The following is a 19160-nucleotide window of genomic DNA, read 5'->3' as shown; positions in this document are numbered from 1 at the left end:
CCTGCACTGATAGGCACAGTTGTCAGGTTTTGGACCATGCCCGCGGGGGCAAGCCGCGCGCATGAACGTGGAGCATCTCATCGGGGGCACCTGGGGCCCCGGCAGCGGAACACGCACATCGACCGTCCTCGACCCGGCGAGCGGAGAGCCGGTCTCGACCGTCCCGGTCGCCTCCGACGCCGACGTCTGCGCGGCGGTGAAGGCGGCGCGCGACGCCGCGCCGGGCTGGGCGCGCACCGCACCGGCCGCGCGGGCCACGGCACTGCACGCCGCGGCGAACGCGGTGGAGGCGGCGGCGGACGAGCTCGCGCAGCTCATGACCGCGGAGATGGGCAAGCCCACCGGCGGTGCCAGGGACTCGATCGGCGCGGGGGTGGGCACGCTGCGCCAGTACGCCGAGCTGGGCCCCACCCACCGCGGGCGGGCCCTGGCCGGCAACGACGAGGCCATCGACCTGATGGCGTACGGACCGCGCGGCGTCGTCGCCGCCGTCACCCCCTGGAACGACCCGGTGGCCGTCTCCTGCGGACTGCTGGGCGCCGCCCTGGTCACCGGCAACACCGTGATCTACAAGCCGAGCGAGCGCACCCCGGCGACGGGCTGGCGGCTCACCCAGCTGCTCGCCCCGCACTTCCCCGCCGGGGTCCTCTCCCTGCTCAACGGCGACGGGCCGGTCGGCGCGGCGCTCGCGGCGGCGGAGGTGGACGTCGTCGCGCACGTGGGCTCCACCGCCACCGGCCGGGCGATCGCCGCGGCGTGCGCCCGGACCGGCGCGAAGGCGCTGCTCGAGAACGGCGGCAGCGACCCGCTCGTGGTGGACGCCGAGGTGGACCCGCAGTGGGCGGCGCAGCAGGCCGCGCTGGGCGCGTTCGCCAACTCCGGGCAGATCTGCGTGGCGGTCGAGCGCATCTACGTCCACCGCGACGTGGCCGAGCCGTTCCTGGCGGCGCTGAGCGCCGAGGCGCGCCGGTGGGCGGGCGACATCGGCCCGCTGGTCGACACCCGGCTGCGGGAGGCGGTGCACGCGCAGGTCAGCGACGCGGTGGCGGCGGGCGCGCGGGTGCTCGCCGGCGGCGAGGTACCCCCGGGGCCCGGGGCGTTCTACCCGCCGACCGTGCTCGCCGACTGCACCGACGCCATGGCCGTGGTGCGCGAGGAGACCTTCGGCCCGGTCGCGCCGGTGGTCGTCGTGGACTCGTTCAGCGAGGCGCTGGCCCGGGCCGCGGACTCGCCGTACGGGCTGGCCGCCACCGTGCTGACCGGCAGCATGAGCCACGCCCAGCGTGCCTGGCGCGAGCTGGGCGTCGGCACGGTGAAGGTGAACGCGGTCTTCGGCGGCGCCCCGGGCGGTGCCGCGCACCCGCGGCGCGGCAGCGGGCAGGGCTTCGGGTACGGCCCGGAGCTGCTCGACGAGCTGACCGTGACGAAGGCGGTGCACATCGAGGCGCCGCCGTCCGGCTGGTGACCCGGCTCAGCAGCCGAGGACGCGCAGATCCCGCTCGACGTCCTGGGGCAGCGTGCGCCGCTGTCCCAGGATCCGGGGCAGCATCCTGAGGGCGTCGACCGTTCCCGCCCGGTCCGCGCGCCAGGCGGCCGCGACGGTCCGTCCCACCACCGCGGGCGGGCGGCGCAGCAGCGCGGTCAGCACCCGGTTGCGCACCTCGCGGCGGTGCCGCAGGCCGGTGTCCCGGCCCGCCGGCAGCGGCATGTGCCGCACGGTCAGCGACGGCGCGTACGCCAGCCGGTGGCCCGCGGCGGCGAGGTCCATGGCGAGCAGCGCCTCCTCGCCGTACACGTGCAGCGCCGGATGGAAGCCGCCGGCCCGCAGGTAGGCGTCGCGCCGCAGCACGACGGCGCAGGCGAGGAAGCCGAGGATCTCGGGGCCGGGTGCGCCGTCGCGCACGCCGAGCGGCGCGGCGGCCATGGCCGCCGAGATGGGGTCCTCGCGCCGCTGCCGCCCGACCAGCACCCGGGCCGAGATCAGGGCGGTCCGGGGGTACGCGTCCAGCAGCGCGGCCGCCCGGGCCAGCGAGCCCGGCTCCCACCAGGAGTCGTCGTCGGCGAAGGCCACGTACTTCGTGGCGGCGCGCTCGACGCCGACGGTGCGCGCGGCCGCGCCCCGGTTCTCGCCGAGGCGGACGACGTCGACGCCGGCGACGGCGTCCGGGCCGCCGTCGTCGGAGCCGTTGTCCACGAGGACGACCGGGGCCGCGTGCCGGGGAAGGGTCTCCCGGAGGCGGTCGCGCCGGTTGCGGGTGGCGACCACCACGGTGACGTCGGCGGTCTCGGGCGGCACCGGCGCGGCGGCCCGGCCGGTCTGGATCATCGTCATGGCCGCGGTGGGTACCCCGATTGCCCGTGACGAAGCCACCACTTCGAGTGACCGTCGCGCGGTCACGCGCTGCGCAGCCGGTCGCCCAGTTCCTTCTGGAAGAAGTCGATGAAGCCGTCCGGGTCCGGCCCCGCGTTCTGCAGCACGATGTGGTCGAAGCCCGCCGCCACGTACGTCCGGACGGCCTCGAGGTACGGTTCCGGGTCCGGCCCGGCGGCGAACTTCTCCCGGACGTCCTCCTCGCGGACGGTCTGCGACGCCGCCTCGAAGTTGACCGGGTTCGGCAGCTCGCTCATCACCTTCCAGCCGGTCAGCGCCCAGCGGGTGGTCCGGTGCGCCTCCCGGATGCCCTCCTCGGCGGTGGGGGCCCAGGCCACCGGCACCTCGGCGTAGCGGGGTCCGGCGCCGCCGGCCCCGCGGTAGGTCTCGACCAGGTCGGCGCGCGGCTCGGTGGCGAACAGGCCGTCGCCCAGCTCGGCTGCCATCGTCGCGGCGTCGCGACCGCCGGCGGCCACCGCGATCACCGGAGGCTCGTCGGGCAGGTCGAAGACGCGGGCGTCCTCGAGCCGCAGGTGCTTGCCCTCGTACGACTGGTAGCCACCCCGCCACAGCAGCTTGATGATCTCCAGCGCCTCGCGCAGCCGCTCCTGGCGCTCGCGCACGTTGCCGAAGCCCTGTCCGACGACGTGCTCGTTGAGCCGCTCCCCCGAGCCGACGCCCAGGGTGAAGCGGTGGTCCGAGGTGATCGCGAGGGTGGCGGCGGCCTGCGCGATGATCGCCGGGTGGTAGCGCACCGACGGGCAGGTCACGCCGGTGGCCAGGCCGATCCGGTCGGTGCGCGCCGCGATGGCCCCGAGCACCGTCCAGGCGAACGGCGAATGCCCCTGGGCGTCCAGCCAGGGGTGGTAGTGGTCGCTGATCTCGACGAAGTCGAACCCGGCGCGCTCGGCGGCGACCGCCTGCGCGATCAGCTCCTTGGGCCCGAATCCCTCCGACGCCAGCTTGTACCCGATCCTCATGGGCGCTCCCTCGTTTGCCGCTTCCTGCCGGTTGCCCCCGGCAGGAAGCGGCAAACGTGGCGGAAGCACCTCAGGAACGGGCGTCCGCGACGGCCTGCTTGCTCTGCTCCTTGGCGTCCTGCGCCGAGGAACGGGCCTGGTCCTTGGTGGTCTCCGCGGCGTCGCGGGCCGTCTCCTTGAGCTGGCCCGCGGCCTGCTGCACCGTGCCGGTGACCTCGTCCTTGAGCTCCATGGCGACGTCCTTGACCCGGTCGGTCACCTCGCCGCCGTGCTCCTTGAGCTGCTCGCCGGCGCGCTTCTCGGCCTCGGTGACCGGGATCAGCGTGGCCGCCAGCATGCCCACGCCGAAGGCGATGATCCCGGCCGCGAGCGGGTTGCCCTGGGCCTGCTGCGTCATCGCCTGCGGCGCGCCCTTGACCGCGTCGGCGACGTCGTGCGCCTTCTCGCCGGCCCGGTCGCTCAGCTCGGACGCCTTGTCACCCAGCCGCGACGCCTTGTCCTGCACCGTGCTCGCCGCGGCGTGCGCGGCCCCGGACGAGCTGTGGCGGGCGTGCTCGGTCGTACCCATGACCTTCTCCTTCACCGCGGTCCAGCGCCGCCGGGCCACCTGCTTGGGGCTCGTCTTCTCGGCCAGCAGGTCCACGTCGCGCGTCAGCGAGGCCCGCGTCTGCTCGATCTCCTGCCTCAGCCGGTCGGGTTCTTCAGCCATTGCGCGTCCTCCTTGATGGTGTCGACGGTGCGGCGGGGCACGGGGTCCACGGACTTCAGCCGCTTGCGGCCGGCCGCGTAGAGGACGGCGCCGGCGGCGCCCCAGATCACCGCGACGATGAGCGCGGCCCAGCCCAGGTCCATGACGTTGCCCAGCCCGAAGACCAGGGCCAGGCTCAGCAGCACCACCGCGAGGTAGCCGGCGAACCCGGCGCCGCCGAGCATGCCCGCCGCCTTGCCGGCCTTGCCGGCCTCCTGCTTGAGCTCGGCCTTGGCCAGCTCCACCTCCTGGCGGAACAGCTGGGACAGGTCGTTGCTGATGTTGCCGATGAGCTCGCCCACGGAGGTCGCGGAGACCTCCTCGGCCCGGTCGTGGCCGGTCGGGTACGGGGCGGTCATCGGGTGCCGCCCGGATACTGCTCGTCCACGACGGCGGGCGTGCCCGTGCCGGTGGAGGCGTACTCGGTGCCCGCGGCCGTCGTGCCGGCGGCCGGGTAGCCGGCGGTCGTGCCGGCACTCGGGTAGCCCGCGGTCGCGCCCGCGGCCGGGTATCCGGTGGTCGTGCCGGCGGCCGGGTAACCCGCCGTCGTGTCCGCGAAGCCGGAGCCGTAGCCGGCGTCCGCACCCGAGACGAAGGTGTCGGTCCGCGGCTTGCCGGCGGTGTCGTCCGCCTTCATGACGCTCTTGCCGAGCCGTCCGGCCACGAAACCGGCGGCCAGCGCCGTGGCGAGGAACGCGCCGGGACGGCGGCGGGCGAAGTCGGTGACCTCGCGCAGGACGCCCTCGGGACCGTTGCGGTCCAGGTAGTCGGCCATCTGCCGGCCGCCCTCGGCGATGCGGGAGACGACCTGCGCGGCCGGCGAGTCCTGCCGCTCGCCGCGCATCTCGTCGAGCTGGTCGGCGGCCTGTCGCAGGGTGCCGACGAGCTTGTCGTTCTGGTCCCGGGCCTGGGTGCTGACCCGGTCCCGGACGTCGGAGGCGACGTTGCGCATCTGCGTCTTCGCCTCGGCGCCGACCCGCTGGGCCTGCTCCACGGCGGTGTCCTTGATCTCGCCGGCGGCCTGCCCGGCGGCGTGCGCGCCCTCTCCGGCGACGTGCTTGGCCTGCTCCTTGGCGCCTTCCGCGGTGCCCCCGCCGGACGAGGACGCGCCGAAGGCACGGTCGTCGCCGGTGGTCAGGCCGGTCCCGGTGGCGGGGCCCGTCGTGGCGGGGTACGCCTCGACCACCGGCTGGACCGGCACCTCGCCGTAGCCCGGGGTGGCGTCCGGTGCGCGGGCGCCCGTGTAGGGGTCACTCATCGCTACCTCCATGATGGTTCGTCCGTGGGTGCTTCGCCCCTTCCGCTACCCGCCAAGCGGGGTCGGCGAACCTGATCGCCCTCGCACAATTAATGGAAAAACCCCTGCATAGATTGCCTGTCCCCGGGTATTCGCCCCGGTTCGCGCGCGCCCGCCCGCGGCGGCGGCCCGGGCGCGCCCGAAATCACCCTGCGTATCGCACACAAGAGACTGTCGCCGGTGGAAGCGGTGGCGCAAAAGCAGTCGACGGCCGCCCTCGTCAGGACGGCCGCCGAGTGCCTGCGCCCCCGCGAGGGGACCCGGGTGGCTAGCTCCCCTCGGGGGCAGCGGTGACGAAGACGGGGCAGTGCGCGACGGGGTCCGCGGGCGGGACGAGGCGGGCCTCGCCGAGGACGTCCGCCGAGGCCTTGGTGATGTTCTTGACGCCGCGCTCCTCCTCGTAGGCCTGCAGCGCACTCACGTACCGGTTGCGGCCGAGGGGGTAGAGCACGAGCTGCACGCCGTCGATGTAGGAGCAGGCCGACTCGTCGCGGCCCCAGCCCATGATGTGGTGTCCCCCGTAGCGCTGCGCGAAGAATCCGGCCAGGTCGGCGCCGGCCTGCGCGGCCGGTTGCGGCGCGGGGGCGGCGACGGCGGGGCCGGCGGTGGCGATCAGGCCGGCGCCGGCGGCCAGCACGGCCGCCAGGATGGGGATTGCTCGCATGGAAACTCCTCGGATTCTTGCCTGTTTCCCGTCCAGGCACGGGTAGTCCATCGTCCACCTATCAGTGACGAATGTCGATCCCCAATGGCTGAAAGGCTCGTCATCCGCCACGACCGTCCAATTGCGAGCGCGCGGCTCGCGCCAGTAGTTTTCCTCCAGTCGACGATGTCGATGGAAACGGCAACCACGAGCTGCCCGTACCGAATGGCTTTCTTCCAGAAGAGGATTCCTATGGCCGACATGAGCCGACGTGACGTCCTGCGCTACGGCGCCGCCGCCGCGGTGAGCGCCACCACCGTCGCGGTGGCCACGCAGACCGTCACCGCCGCCCGCTCCGACGCGGCCCCCCAGCGCGCCGCCGCGGACCCGCGCGACTTCGACGAGGTCTACAAGGGCAAGAAGATCAAGGGTAAACACCACTCGAACGGCAAGCACGAGCTGCACATCAACAACAAGAAGCTGGCGCTCACCCCGATCGACACGCTGTTCGTGCCGGAGGACGGGTCGGCACCGCACGTGGGGGTCGGCTACATCAGCGCCCTCAACCACTACGACCCGGTGGAGATCGACGAGAGCCAGCACAAGGACGGCCTCAAGAAGCTGGCCAAGAAGGCGGTCGACACCCTGGGCGAGTTCGAGCTCGGCGACGAGGCGGGGCTGGCGCACCACCACTGACCACGGTGGTCCCGCGCCCCTGCCCTTCCCCACCATTCGAAAGGTAACCGAACAATGGCAGTCGCCCGCAAGAGTGTCGCCGCTCTGACCTCGACCGAGAAGACCGCGTTCGTCAACGCCCTGCGCCAGTTCAAGACGACGTCCGCGAATGGACGGAACTACAACTGGTACATCGACCAGCACATCGCATTCTTCGCCCGCACCTCGGACAACATCAGCCACGCCCACCAGTCACCGTCGTTCTTCCCGTGGCACCGCGAGTACCTGCGGCTGCTGGAGTTCGACCTGCAGACCGTCAGCGGCAACCCCGACATCTTCATCCCGTACTGGGACTGGACCGGCACCGCCACGCCGTTCACCACGGACTTCTGTGGTGCCATCACCAGCGGGAGCGTGTCCAGCGGCAACTTCAGCCCGGCGTGGGGCTGGAACATCTACCGCAGCAGCATCGCCACCTCCTACCTGCAGCGCCGGCTCGGCCAGAACGCCACGCGTCCCAGCGCCAGCACGGTGAGCACGGTGCAGAGCTACACGGTGTACGACCAGTGGCCGTGGAACTCCACCGTGAGCAACAGCTACCGCAACCGCAACGAGATCGACCTGCACAACCGGGTCCACAACTACGTGGGCGGGCACATGGGCACCCGCGAGGCACCCAACGACCCGGTCTTCTGGCTGCACCACTGCAATGTCGACCGGCTCTGGTGGCTGTGGCAGACCAGCCGCGGCGTCGACACCTACCAGCCGCGGACCGGGACCTCCGGCGTCATCGACAACACCGAGACGATGCGCCCGTTCGCCAGTGGCCGGACGCCCTCGGCGGTGCGTGACATCAGCACCCTGAACTACAGCTACGCCTGAGCCCGCCGCTGAGGCGGCACCCGAGCGGGTGCCGCCTCAGCCGGGCAGCGCGATGTCCAGCCGCCGGGCCAGCTCCCGGTGCGCGTCGACGACGGCGCCGACGAAGCGGGCCAGCACCCGCTCGGGCGGCTCGGGCCGGGTCAGGCGCAGCCAGTACACCTCCCGCTCGAGGTGCGCGGTGGAGATGACGCCGGGCCCGCGCGCGAGCGCCAGCTCCACGAGGTCGTCCTCGACGCCGGTGTAGCCGCCGGTGTCGACGATGCCCTTGACGGTGCAGTCGATCAGGAGCTCCCACGCCCGCCCGTCGGCGGTGACCACCTCCAGCAGGCCGGGGAGATCCTCGCGGTCGACGGCCATCTCCGCGTTCCCGGGGTCGTCGGCGACGGCGAGGAACACCTCCGGCGCCCGGGCGAGCGCCGCCACCACGGCCGGCTCGCCGGCCAGCGCCGCACCCTCGTACGCGACGGCCGAGCGGTCGGCGATGAACCCGATGTCCACCGGCGCCAGCACCCGGCCCCGCAGCCACGCCCACACGTAGCCATCTTCGCGCCGGACCCGCCCCGACCCTTCGGGATTCGCCGGAATCTCCTGCGGCCGGGCGCCGGGCCGGCGCCCCTGATCATGATCACCGTCACCGCCGATCCCGTCCTGCGGGCCCGGGATCCGGGCTACTCTCCCGGGCGTGAGTGACTACGCACCCCCGTTGATCAGCGCCGAACGGGTCATCGGCGGCCGCCGGTACGACTTCTCCCGCCGGGTCGCGGTGATGGCGATCGTGAACCGCACGCCGGACTCGTTCCACGACCGGGGCCGCACCTTCGCCCTGGACCGGGCCACCGAGGCGGTGCGGGCGGCCGCCGAGGCGGGTGCGGACTGGATCGACATCGGCGGCGTGCCGTTCGCGCCGGGGCCCGAGGTGTCGGCGAGCGAGGAGCTGGACCGGGTGCTGCCGGTGGTCGAGGCGGCGCAGGGGCTCGCGGTGGTCTCGGTCGACACCTTCCGGCCGGAGGTCGCCCGCGAGGTCGTCAAGGCCGGGGCCGGGGTCGTGAACGACACGTCGGGCCTGCGCGATCCCGCGATGGCGGACGTGGTGGCCGGCACGGACGCCGCCCTGGTGATCACGCACAGCCTGGCCGCGCCGCGGACGCCGTACCCGGGCCCCACGTACGGGGACGTGACCGCCGAGGTCGCGGACTTCCTGCGGCGGCGGGTGCAGCTCGCGCTCGACCGGGGCGTACGCCCGGAGCAGATCATCATCGATCCCGGCCACGACCTCAACAAGAACACGCTGCACACGCTGGAGGTGACCCGGCGCCTGCACGAGATCGCGGACCTCGGCCATCCCCTGCTGGCGGCGGTGAGCAACAAGGACTTCATCGGCGAGACCCTCGACCTGCCGCAGCGCGAGCGCCTCTCCGGCACCCTGGCGGCGGTCGTCTTCTGCATCCTGCGCGGCGCCCGCATCGTCCGCGTGCACGACGTGCGCCCGGCGGTCGAGGCGGTCCGGATGACCGAGGCGATGCTCGGGCTGCGCGAGCCGGCGTACACCCGGCACAACATGCCCTAGGACCCGTCGCCGCCGAGCAGCTCGGTCATCCACGGTTCCCGGGGCACCGCGTCCGGGCCCACCACCCGCATCGCCCCCAGGCAGGTGAGCAGCATCCCCATCGCGAGGAACCCGCGGGCCTCCTCCTCGCCGGCGCCGGTCAGCTCCCGGACCGTGCGGTAGATCCGGCCGAAGCAGTCGCGCACCACCGGCCCGATCGCGGGGTCGGCGCTCGCGGTGAAGCCGTGCAGCAGCACGGTGATCAGCTCCCGCTCGGCCAGCAGGTCGTCGTAGGCGGCGCCGAGGCTGGCCAGGGTGGGGTCCTCGGCGGCGGCCTGCCGGAACCGCTGCTCGATGCGGTCGCCCGCGCGCCGCACGGTGGCGAGGAAGAGCTGCTGCTTGGTGCCGAAGATCCTGATCACGTACGGCTGGGAGACGCCGGCCAGCCGGGCGACCTGGTCGGTGGTGGTGCCGGCGTAGCCGCCCGTGGAGAAGGCGGTCAGCGCGGCGCGGAGCAGCTGCTCCTGGCGTTGTTCGGCGGTCAGGCGGGTGCGGGCCACGTCCCGACGCTACCTTGCCAAGGCATCGGTTGATAACTAAGGTGGCGGTCGCTAGTTATCAGTGAATAACAACTAGGAGCGCGCGATGACCGCCGTCCTCGCCCGGCCGGCACCCCCGGCCACCCGCCCGCTGGCCGCGGTGCTGGCCGCCGTCGGCATCCCGACCTTCATGGTCACCCTCGACAACCTCGTGGTCACCACGGCGCTGCCGGTGATCCGCACCGAGCTCGGCGCCTCCCTCACCGACCTGCAGTGGTTCGTCAACGCGTACACGCTGCCCTTCGCCGCCTTCCTGCTCACCGCCGCCGCCGTGGGCGACCGGCTCGGCCGCCGGCGGATGTTCGTCGCCGGGATCGTCGTCTTCACCCTGGCGTCCGCCGCCGCCGCGCTGGCCGGCGAGCCCTGGATGCTCACCGCCGCGCGGGCGGTGCAGGGGCTGGCCGGCGCGGCCGTCGCACCCCTGTCGCTCACGCTGCTGGCCCAGGCCGTACCCGAGCGCCTGCGCAACGCCGCGGTCGGCATCTGGGGTGGCATCAACGGCCTCGGCGTCGCCGTCGGCCCGGTCGTCGGCGGCGCCGTGGTCGAGGGCCTGCACTGGTCGTGGATCTTCTGGCTCAACGTGCCCGTCGGGGCGCTCGCCGTCGTCCTGGCGACCACCGTGCTGCGCGAGTCCCGCGGCGGCGCGCCCCGGCTCGACCCGCTCGGCCTGCTGCTGTCCGCGGCCGGCATGCTGTCGCTGGTCTGGGGGGTGGTGGACGGGCCGGACCACGGCTGGACGTCGGCCCGGGTGCTCGGCATGCTCGGCGCCGGCGGCGTCCTGCTCGCCCTCTTCGTCGCCTGGCAACGGCGCAACCCCACGCCGATGCTGCCCCTCACCCTGTTCCGCTCCCGCGGGTTCGGTCTGGTCAGCGTGGTCACCCTGACCTTCTCGGCGGGCACGTTCGGCGCGGTGTTCCTGCTCGCCCAGTTCTTCCAGGTCGTCCAGGGGCTCAGCCCGCTGGCCTCGGGGGTGCGCACGCTGCCCTGGACCATGGCCCCGATGGTCGTCGCACCGCTGGCGGGCATCTTCGCCGACCGCCTCGGGCTGCGGAACCTCATCGTCGCCGGGCAGGCGCTCCTCGCCGCGGGCGTGCTCTGGATCGCCGTGGCGACCACGACCACCGTCTCCTACGGCGACCTGGTGACCGCCTTCGTCCTGGCCGGCGTCGGCATGGGCCTGACCTTCGCGCCGATCAGCACGATGGCCCTGGCGAGCGTGCGGCCCGAGCAGAACGGGGTCGCCTCCGGCGCCAACAACACCATCCGCGAGCTGGGCATCGCGGTCGGCGTCGCGGTCCTGGCCTCGGTCTTCAGCGAGTACGGCGGCTACACCTCGGCACAGTCCTTCGTCGACGGCATCGTCCCGGCCGTCCTGGTCGGCGCGGCCGTGATCGCGGCCGGTGCGGCGGTGGCCACCCTGCTCCCCCGGCGCCCGGCAGGGACACCACCGCGCGCGCAGTGACTGCCCGCAGACGCCACGACGGCCGGGACACCGGGTCCCGGCCGTCGTCGTCTCCGGGGTTCAGCCGATGCTGACCCACACGTCGTCGAGGCTGCCGTGGAACTGGTCGTTGTTGACGCCCGTACCCTTGCCGCCCAGGCTGAGCGGCTGGGTGGTGATCACCGACAGGGCCGCGGGCAGCGTCGTGCTGCCCTCCACCTTGTCGTCCACCAGGATGGTCAGCGTGGTGCCGGCCCGGCGGCACTCGATGGTGTGCCAGGAGCCGTCCGCCATCGACCTGCCGCTCTTGGCGACGTGGATGGTCGTGGCCTCCTTGTCGCTCATCACGCAGCTCGGCTTGCCGGACACGCCGTCGATCTGCATCTTGTACTGGCCGCCGGCGGTCGAGTAGCCCTTCTGCATGATGTTCTCTCCCGTCGAGGTCTCCGCCGGGGAGAGCAGGACGTACGCGCCGTACTTCAGGTTCTTGCTGCCCGGGTTGAGGTCCGGTGCGTCCGCGGCCTGCAGCACCACCCGGGGACAGGTCGTTCCGGCGCACTTGGGCGGGAAGACGATGGCCTGGCCGCTGCCGTGCGCCACCGTCGTGAGCGCGCCGCCGTTGACCGCGAGCGTCCGGAGCAGGTGGCCGTTGCCGGAGCCGTCGTCGTAGGTGCCGTCGGGCACGGTCGAGTCGAAGTTGTACGACGCCACGTACGGCGACGGCGGCGCGGGCGGGACGCTCTGGCGCGAGGCCGGGCCGCCGAAGGAGGCGTAGCGCTTGCGCGTGACCCCGGCGACGGTGGTGAAGTCGCCGCCGACGCTGAGCAGTCCGATGGCGGGGTTGGCCCCGAGCGTCCGGACGCCGACCACGCCGTTGGCCTGCGGGCCCCACTCGGTCAGGTTGCCCGCGCCGTCGATGGCGGCGAGCTTCACGCGGGACACGGAGCCGTCCGTGCACAGGCCCTGGGCGCCGTTGTTGGTGGTCGTGCACGCCCGGTCGAAGTGGCCGCCGACGTAGGTGGTGCCGTCGAGGGTGGCGATGGCCTGGGCGTCGCCGTCGAAGACGCGGGTCCAGCGGGCCGCGCCGGCGAAGGTGTAGGCGATGGCCCGGCCGCCCTGGCCGCCGAGCGCGGCGTAGACCCCGGCGGCGTCCGTGGTGAGGGCGAAGACCTGCGAGACCGGCTTGGGCAGGAAGCTCTTGTCCAGCGTGCCGGTGACGCCGTCGACGGCCGTGAGCCGCAGCGTGGAACTGATGTTGTTGGTCCGGTGGAAACTGCCGCCCAGGTAGACCTTGCCGCCCGCGGCGGCGAGCGCGTTGACCGTGTCGTCGGTGGTCGGCGCCCAGGCGTCGAGGGCGCCGGTGGCCGTGCTGAACGCCGCGAGGTTCGCGCGCGGCGCGCCGTCGACCGAGGTGATCCGGCCGCCGACGTAGAGCCGGCCGTTGGCCACGGCGAGCGCGTTCGGCTGGCCCAGCACGGTGTGCTTGAGAGTGCCGAGGGCGCCGGTGGTGGCGTCGATGCCGGCGACCGCGTCGCGGGACATGCCGGCGACCCGGTCGAAGTCGCCGGCGGCGTAGACGGTGGCGCCGTCGACGGCCAGGGCGCGCACGGTGGCGTCGGCGCCGGGGTTCCAGCCGAGCAGCGTTCCGGTACGGGCGTCGAAGGCGGCGAGCCGCGCCCGGGCGATCGTCTTGCCGCCGACGATCGCGCCGGTGAAGGAGCCTCCGACGTAGACGACGTCGCCGCGGTGGGCGACGGCGTAGACCGGCCCGTTGAAGGACGGGGTCGCGGCCGGGGTACCGGAGACCACCTCGGCCAGGGCCGCGCCGCCCGCGGCGACCAGGACGGTGGCCACGCCCAGCGTGACCAGCTTGCGCCTGGCGGATGTCAAGCTTCGGTTGTTCAGCACATCAGCAGTCAACGGCGCTCGCACCCGGAAGGACGCGAGCGCCGATCGACCGAATAGGTCACATTTCCGGACGAATGGCCATTTCGCCCCACTATGGGGTGATCATGAAGGTCCGGGTGACACCGGTGAACGGTTTGATCGTTCCCCACAGGCTCCGGGCATCCCCGTGGTGCACGATCCGGTACGTCCCCGGCACCGCGTCGGCGGGCACCGTCCAGCCGATCTGCGCCGTGGAGACGCCCAGGTACTCGCGCTTCCAGCGGTAGGTCGTCTCCCACTCGGCGTCGGTGGCGACCGTCGTCCACGCGGCGCCGTCCTGGCGCTGGACCTCCAGGAACGTGCCCTCGAGCCGGAGGTTGTTGTTGGGGTGGCCGGTGACGAAGTCGGCCCGGACGGTGGCGCCGCGGGCGTACGAGGCGAGCGGCTGGGTCAGCACGCTGCCGAACGACTTGCCCAGCGGCGGCGTGTCGAGCACCACGCCGGGCCGGATGCTGAACCTGTTCTGCGGCAGCGCGGGCGGCTGGACCGCGCTCGGCGCCGGCTGCCCGTCGCGCAGCGCCGCGGCGAGCTTCGCCAGCTCCTGGGCGTACGCCGGGGCGGTGTAGCGGCCGAAGTGCGTCGCGGCACCCTCGTAGTGCTGCAGGTCGTACTCCTCGGGGGTGGTGACGTAGCCGGCGTAGGCGTTCGCGTACCCGGCCAGGATCTGGTGGGTGGCGACGCCGCCGAGCTCGGCGGCGACCGCCGCGCGGACCCGCTCGCCGGCCACGATGGTGAACTCGCCCGGCGCGGTGGCGATGGCGAGCTGGCCGATGCGCAGGATCTGCAGCGGCATGACCTGCGGCGTCCACGGCGGAACCTGGCTGCCGCTACCGAGGAAGACGTCCTTGGGCGCCTGGCAGGCCCGCACCTCGGCCGGGGTCGGGTTCAGCACGATGCCCGCGACCAGCAGCAGCGGGTTGGTGGCGAGGTCGCCCTCCTCCACGATCGGCGGCCCGGGGCCGTCCTCGGCACCGGCGGTGAAGTTCTGCCCGAGCGCGCCCGGGCACGTCCGGTGGGCGCGGCCGTCGGGGTTGTACTGCCCGGCCACCTGGACGTGCGAGAAGTCGACGTAGCGGCCGCGGGCGTCGATCGCCCCGGTGAGCTCCTCGGTCGCGCCGTCGAAGAGCTGCCGCGCCCGGTCGGCCTGCAACCTGCCGATGATCCGGGTGTTCTCGAACTCGTCGTCGGTCGGGCCCTGGGCGCCGCCGTTGCGCAGGTTCGGCGACATGTCACCCGCGGCGGTCTGCGCGAACGCGGCCACGAACGAGCCGCGCCGGGCCCAGCCGGCCCCGGCGGCGTCCTCCACGAGGTGTGACGCGTAGCCCTTGTTGTCGGCGCTGATCAGGTGGTTGTGCTTGGTCATCGAGGTGCCGTGGGTGGCGAAGAAGCTCAGCATGCCGACCGGGCTGCCGCCGCGCTCGAAGCGGAGCACCGTCATCCGGGTGTCCACGGCGCCGGGGAACTTCGCCCGGTCGGCGGCCGGGTTGGCGTGGAACGGCGCGAGCGAGCGGTTGACGTTCGCGCCGGTGAGCGTGCCCTCCGCGATCTTGACGGCGCCGGGCGCGAGGCCGGCGTGCGCGGCGCCGACCGCGCGCACGATGCCGGAGACGATGGCCTCGAAGACCGGCGCCTCGAAGCCGAGGGTGGTCAGGTTCCACATCAGATACTCGGAGAACCCGCCCGGGCCGGCGTGGGTGTGCGTCGCGGTCAGCACCACGTTCTGCTCGGTGTAGGTGGCGCCGTAGGTGGCGCGCAGGCGCTTGAGCACCTCCATCTGGACGGCCTGGGTGACGAAGTCGATCTCGGCACTGACGAAGGCGACGTGGTGCCCGGCGCCGTCTTCCACCACGAAGGCGCGGGCCCATTGGCGCGAGGCGAGGCCGGCGGTCGTCTGGCCGGGATCGGCGTATCCCAGCATGCCGACCTCGGCCGCTTCCCCGGTGATGTCGCCGATGCCGACGCCGACGCGATAACCGGAAGCGGCGGCCTGGGCCGCGGTGGGTACGGGCAGGAGCAGGAGCAGAAGCACGGCCAGGGCGCCGAGCAGGCGGCGAGGGGACAAGGGCTCCTCCAGGTGTCGGGTCAGTCGACGACGCGCGGTGCGGTCCTCGCCGCCTCCTCGAGCTGGGCGGCGGCCTCCGCGTAGGGGTTGTGCGTGTACGACCGGGCCAGCGCGCCCGGCACGGTGAAGTACTGCGCCGCCAGCGCGGCCGGGTCGGTGGCGATCTCACCGCGCGCGGGCAGGTCGTTGCCGTCGTCCCAGCCCCAGGGCGCGTTGGCCGAGTTGGTGCCGCAGGAGAAGGTGCCCACGCCGCAGCCGCCGGAGGTGTCCCCGGCGAACGTGCCGAGGTGGGCGAAGAGGGTCTCGTTGCCGCGCTGGGCCCAGAGGCCGTCCGGGGCGAAGATGTCGATCAGGGCGTACCGTACGTCGCGGTCGTCGGCGTGGCCGGGCGTCTCCGCGGTGGTCGACGGGTAGTGGACGAGGCCGTCGCCGTTGATCGAGTACTGCGGGTAGGCCTTGAGCCCGTGCCCGCCCCGCTCCTGCGCCGTCACCGGGTGCAGATGCCCGTCGTGCGGCGACGGCTGCATCCGCAGGGTGCCGTCGACCGTCTCCCGGCCGCTGGTCCAGGTGCTGCCCGCCGGCGTGTACGAGTAGAAGTTCGCGTGCGCCACGGTCACCGCCGCGCGCAGCACCCCGTAGTCGCTGCCGTCGCGCTCGATCGCGAGGGTGAGCCCCTCGCCGTCGTTCTCGTGCTCGCTCTCGAAGAACGGGTGGTCGATCCAGTCGCGCGGGTGGAAGAAGAAGTACGTGATGTACCAGTGACTCGCCGTCTCGACGACGGAGTAGTACACGTGCGCGGCGAACGACGAGCCGGACCGGCCGGCGTTGTCCCAGTTGTTGCGCCCGTTCAGATCGCCGTCGTAGTCCACCCGCGTCAGGTAGTCGGACCGGCCGCCGAGGGCGTGGTTACCCGTCGTGTCCACGTCCTGGTGGTGGATCGGCGCCCAGCGCAGCGCGAGCTGGGCCCGGTCGACCGCCGCGTGCGCCGGAGCCGGGACGGCCAGCGCGGCCCCGGCGAGCACCGCGCTCAGCGCGGCCGCGATCCTGCCCCGGACGGCCATGCGTCCTCCCCCGCTCGCCTGGATAGACTGCAGTCAATCTATGGGCGGCGGGGCGCGATGTCCAGGGCGGGAGCGCGGCGCGGTGGCTACTGGTCCGGCGTCTTGAACTGCTCCTCGGGCTTGCCCTCCATGAAGTCGGCCAGGGCGTGGTAGACCGCCGGGTTGACGATGTTGTGATCCATGTGGTCGGTGTGCCCCGACCAGTCCGGGTTCACCAGGTATCCGGCGATGACCAGCGACGTCGTGCCGACCACCAGCGCGGCGGTCTTGAAGCTGTCGGTCGTGCCCGTCTTGCCGAAGACCGGGTGACCCACCGTGGGCCGGGCGGCGGGCTCGGTCGAGCCGCCGCAGTTGCCGAGCTGCGCCTGGTCGCCGACCGGGCAGCGGGCCGCGTCGAGCGCCTTGCGGGCGACCTCCTTGCTCGTCGCCCGCTTGCAGTCGGGCTGCCCCGCGTCGAGCTTCGAGCCGTCCGCCGCGGTGATCCGCTGGATCGGGGTGGGCTTGCAGTACATGCCGTCACCGGCCAGCGTCGCGTACGCGTTCGCGATGTCCAGCGGGGTGGACGCGGTGACCCCCAGGGTGAAGGCGCCGAACTGGTGGGCCCCCTCGGGGTCGTTGACGATGTCGGCGTCGGACTTGGCGCGGAACTGGATGCCGAAGCGCTTGGCCACGTCGACGACCTTCTCCGCGCCGACCTGCTCCTGCAGCGGCACGAAGTAGGTGTTCACCGACTTGGCGAACCCGCTCCACATGTTGAAGGTGCCCTTCAGGCCCTTGTACGCGTTCGACGGGCAGTAGAAGTGCGTGCCCGGGCAGGCCGCCTCCGAGCTCGGGTCGATGATGTAGCTCGATTTGTAGCGGTTTCCGGAGGTGATCGAGTGATCCAGCCCGAAGCCGTTCTCCAGCGCCGCCACCATGGTCAGCATCTTGAACACCGACCCGGACTGGTAGCCGACGATGTCGCCGCCACCGGTGATGATCGGGTTGGTGGTGTTCGGGTACGTGCCGCGGATGCCCTGGGCCGCCAGCTCCGGGTTCGAGCTGAGCTTGTTCTCCGGATCCGCCGGGTTGTCGAGCTTGTACTTGCGGTTGGCCGCCAGCGTACGGACCCGGCCGGTCCCCGGCTCCACGCCGGCCAGCAGCAGGGCGTTGCGGTTCTTGTCGCTGATCCGCTCGGTGATCCGCTCGCGCGCCGCCGACTGGGCCTTGAGGTCGAGCGAGGTCACCACCCGGTAGCCGCCGCTCTTGAGCTGGCGCTCCCGGTCGTACGTGGTCGGGCCGAAGGCCTCCTGGCTCAGCCACCAGCGGTAGAAGTAGTCACAGAAGAAGCCCCAGTGGTTCTTCGCCACCGACACGCAGCCGTTGCCCGGCCGGTTGGTCGTGCGGCCCAGCTTCACCGCCTTGGCCTTGGCGGCCTCCTCCGGGGTGATCATCTTCAGGTCCTGCATGTTCTTGATGATGTAGTCTCGCCGGGCGAGCGCCTGCGGGTGGCCCTTCGTCGTCGTCGGGTCGAACGAGGTCGGCGCCTTCACCATGCCGGCCAGCAGCGCGGCCTCGGCCACGGTGAGGTCCTTCGGCTTCTTCTTGAAGTAGACCTGGCTGCCGGCGTAGATGCCGTAGGCCCCGTTGCCGAACGGCGCCATGTTGAGGTAGCGCTCGAGGATCTTGTCCTTGCCCAGCTCCTTGTCGACCTGCAGGGCGTACTTCATCTCGGAGAGCTTGCGCTCCGCGCTGTCCTTGGTGGCGTCGATGGCCTGCTGCGGCGTCTTCGCCGAGTACGCCAGCGTCATCCGTACGTACTGCATGGTCAGCGTCGAGGCACCCTGCTGCGCGCCGCCGTTGCGGTTGTTGACGAACGCGCGCGCCACGCCCTTGAGGTCCACGCCGTTGTGCTCGTAGAACTGGTGGTCCTCGGCCGCGATGATCGCGTTCTGCATGTTCTTCGAGATGTCCTTCAGCGGCACGTCGCTGCGGAACTCGTCGTACATGACCGCGATCTGCGTCTTGCCGTCGGACGCGAAGATCCGCGTGACCTGCGGAGCCGACTGCTGCGCCAGCTCGCTGGGCAGCTCCGCGAAGCCCTTCGCCCCCGCCTTCGCCGCCAGCCCGGACATCGCGACGGCCGGGAAGGAGGCCGCCGCGACCACGACGCCGGCGAGGAGGCCGCAGATCATCAGTGATCCGGTGTTGGCGAAGAGGGAGCGATCGCGTTTTCGGGTCCAGAAACTCACCCGGCCCACGTTAGCCACGGAGGTCCAGCACCGCCTCTCGAGGGTTACCCCAGGTGTCCGCATGCAGGGCGGCGCCGAGGGGCCGCCGCCGGCGCCACCCGTGCCGCTCCAGGTCCGGTACGCGCTGAAGGTGGGTGACCGGCCCCAGGCACAGCCACGCCACCGGGCGCACTTCCTGCGGTATGCCCAGCAGCGTCCGCAGGTAGTCCTCACGGTAGAAGGACACCCAGCCCACGCCCAGCCCCTCCGCCGTCGCGGCCAGCCAGAGGTTCTGGATGGCCAGGCACACGGAGTAGAGACCGGCGTCGGCGATGGCGTGCCGGCCCAGCACGGCCGGACCACCGCGCTGCGGGTCGTAGGTCACCACCACCGAGAGAGTGGACTCCATCACACCATCGATCTTGATGCGCGCGAAGCGCTCCGCGGCCTCGCCCGTGAGGCCGGCGGCGAACACCCGGCGCTCGGTCTCCACGTGGTCGCGGAACCGTCGGCGCAGGCCGGGGTCGCGCACCAGCACGAAGTCCCACGGCTGGGACAGCCCGACGCTGGGCGCGGCGTGCGCCGCGGTCAGGATCCGCTCGAGGACGTCCCGGGGGATCGGCGCGCCGGTGAACTCGCCCCGGACGTCGCGGCGGCGGTGGATGGTCTCGTACAGCTCGTGCGGCAAGGAAGCTCCC

Annotated in this window: 18 protein-coding genes; 5 read left to right on the top strand and 13 right to left on the bottom strand. The window is 72.6% G+C overall.

Annotated elements, in window-relative coordinates:
- The first annotated feature begins 61 nt into the window (after window positions 1-61).
- The gene (locus tag IEY99_RS15625) at window positions 62-1465 is read left to right on the top strand and encodes an aldehyde dehydrogenase family protein (RefSeq protein ID WP_189203827.1); all 1404 of its coding nucleotides are present in this window, start codon (window positions 62-64) and stop codon (window positions 1463-1465) included.
- Between the two features lie 6 nt (window positions 1466-1471).
- Here the strand turns inward: IEY99_RS15625 and IEY99_RS15620 are convergent, their stop codons facing one another.
- The 6 genes from IEY99_RS15620 to IEY99_RS15595 form a co-directional block, all read right to left on the bottom strand.
- A complete protein-coding gene (locus tag IEY99_RS15620) occupies window positions 1472-2332 on the bottom strand; it encodes a glycosyltransferase family 2 protein (RefSeq protein ID WP_189203826.1) in 861 nt (286 codons plus the stop codon).
- Between the two features lie 62 nt (window positions 2333-2394).
- Entirely contained in the window at window positions 2395-3351 is a 957-nt protein-coding gene (locus tag IEY99_RS15615; protein WP_189203825.1) for a TIGR03557 family F420-dependent LLM class oxidoreductase, read from the bottom strand.
- Window positions 3352-3421: 70 nt separating this feature from the next.
- The gene (locus IEY99_RS15610; RefSeq protein ID WP_189203824.1) at window positions 3422-4060 is read right to left on the bottom strand and encodes a DUF3618 domain-containing protein; all 639 of its coding nucleotides are present in this window, start codon (window positions 4058-4060) and stop codon (window positions 3422-3424) included.
- A complete protein-coding gene (locus IEY99_RS15605) occupies window positions 4036-4458 on the bottom strand; it encodes a phage holin family protein (RefSeq protein ID WP_189203823.1) in 423 nt (140 codons plus the stop codon). Before IEY99_RS15605 ends, IEY99_RS15610 begins: the two co-directional genes overlap by 25 nt.
- Window positions 4455-5357 (bottom strand): hypothetical protein, encoded by a 903-nt coding sequence (locus IEY99_RS15600; RefSeq protein WP_189203822.1) that lies wholly within the window; start codon window positions 5355-5357, stop codon window positions 4455-4457. Before IEY99_RS15600 ends, IEY99_RS15605 begins: the two co-directional genes overlap by 4 nt.
- Window positions 5358-5664: 307 nt before the next feature.
- Window positions 5665-6060 carry a tyrosinase family oxidase copper chaperone gene (locus IEY99_RS15595; RefSeq protein WP_189203821.1) on the bottom strand — a complete coding sequence of 132 codons (396 nt, stop codon included), beginning with the start codon at window positions 6058-6060 and terminating at the stop codon, window positions 5665-5667.
- Window positions 6061-6300: 240 nt separating this feature from the next.
- Here IEY99_RS15595 and IEY99_RS15590 point away from each other — a divergent pair, with 240 nt between their 5' ends.
- Complete coding sequence (locus IEY99_RS15590; protein WP_189203819.1) at window positions 6301-6735, top strand: tyrosinase family oxidase copper chaperone; 435 nt, start codon at window positions 6301-6303, stop codon at window positions 6733-6735.
- A 54-nt stretch (window positions 6736-6789) separates the two neighbouring features.
- Window positions 6790-7596 (top strand): tyrosinase family protein, encoded by an 807-nt coding sequence (locus IEY99_RS15585; RefSeq protein ID WP_189203817.1) that lies wholly within the window; start codon window positions 6790-6792, stop codon window positions 7594-7596.
- 36 nt (window positions 7597-7632) lie between these two features.
- Here IEY99_RS15585 and IEY99_RS15580 read toward each other — a convergent pair whose 3' ends face one another.
- Window positions 7633-8130, bottom strand: coding sequence for a hypothetical protein (locus tag IEY99_RS15580; protein WP_189203815.1), 498 nt, complete (start codon window positions 8128-8130; stop codon window positions 7633-7635).
- Between the two features lie 148 nt (window positions 8131-8278).
- Here IEY99_RS15580 and folP point away from each other — a divergent pair, with 148 nt between their 5' ends.
- Entirely contained in the window at window positions 8279-9163 is an 885-nt protein-coding gene (gene folP, locus IEY99_RS15575) for a dihydropteroate synthase (RefSeq protein ID WP_229798751.1), read from the top strand.
- Here the strand turns inward: folP and IEY99_RS15570 are convergent.
- Window positions 9160-9702 carry a TetR/AcrR family transcriptional regulator gene (locus tag IEY99_RS15570; RefSeq protein ID WP_189203813.1) on the bottom strand — a complete coding sequence of 181 codons (543 nt, stop codon included), beginning with the start codon at window positions 9700-9702 and terminating at the stop codon, window positions 9160-9162. The genes folP and IEY99_RS15570 overlap by 4 nt on opposite strands.
- A gap of 85 nt (window positions 9703-9787) precedes the next feature.
- Between IEY99_RS15570 and IEY99_RS15565 the strand changes: the two genes are divergently transcribed.
- On the top strand, window positions 9788-11203 hold the full coding sequence (locus IEY99_RS15565; protein WP_189203811.1) for a DHA2 family efflux MFS transporter permease subunit: 1416 nt from the start codon (window positions 9788-9790) through the stop codon (window positions 11201-11203).
- A 60-nt stretch (window positions 11204-11263) separates the two neighbouring features.
- Here the strand turns inward: IEY99_RS15565 and IEY99_RS15560 are convergent, their stop codons facing one another.
- The 5 genes from IEY99_RS15560 to bluB all read right to left on the bottom strand — a co-directional run bounded on the left by IEY99_RS15560 (window position 11264) and on the right by bluB (window position 19150).
- The gene (locus IEY99_RS15560; protein WP_229798748.1) at window positions 11264-13072 is read right to left on the bottom strand and encodes a LamG domain-containing protein; all 1809 of its coding nucleotides are present in this window, start codon (window positions 13070-13072) and stop codon (window positions 11264-11266) included.
- 109 nt (window positions 13073-13181) lie between these two features.
- Window positions 13182-15191 carry a neutral/alkaline ceramidase gene (locus IEY99_RS15555; RefSeq protein ID WP_189203807.1) on the bottom strand — a complete coding sequence of 670 codons (2010 nt, stop codon included), beginning with the start codon at window positions 15189-15191 and terminating at the stop codon, window positions 13182-13184.
- A 20-nt stretch (window positions 15192-15211) separates the two neighbouring features.
- Complete coding sequence (locus tag IEY99_RS15550) at window positions 15212-16252, bottom strand: hypothetical protein (protein ID WP_189203806.1); 1041 nt, start codon at window positions 16250-16252, stop codon at window positions 15212-15214.
- An 86-nt stretch (window positions 16253-16338) separates the two neighbouring features.
- Window positions 16339-18483: a transglycosylase domain-containing protein gene (locus IEY99_RS15545; RefSeq protein ID WP_229798746.1), complete on the bottom strand. Its 2145-nt coding sequence runs from the start codon at window positions 18481-18483 to the stop codon at window positions 16339-16341.
- Between the two features lie 10 nt (window positions 18484-18493).
- Entirely contained in the window at window positions 18494-19150 is a 657-nt protein-coding gene (gene bluB / locus IEY99_RS15540) for a 5,6-dimethylbenzimidazole synthase (protein WP_189203804.1), read from the bottom strand.
- Window positions 19151-19160: the final 10 nt, after the last annotated feature.

Source organism: Couchioplanes azureus, assembly GCF_014648355.1.
Classification (GTDB): Bacteria; Actinomycetota; Actinomycetes; order Mycobacteriales; family Micromonosporaceae; genus Actinoplanes; species Actinoplanes azureus.
This window is presented reverse-complemented; position numbering and strand designations above follow the sequence as displayed.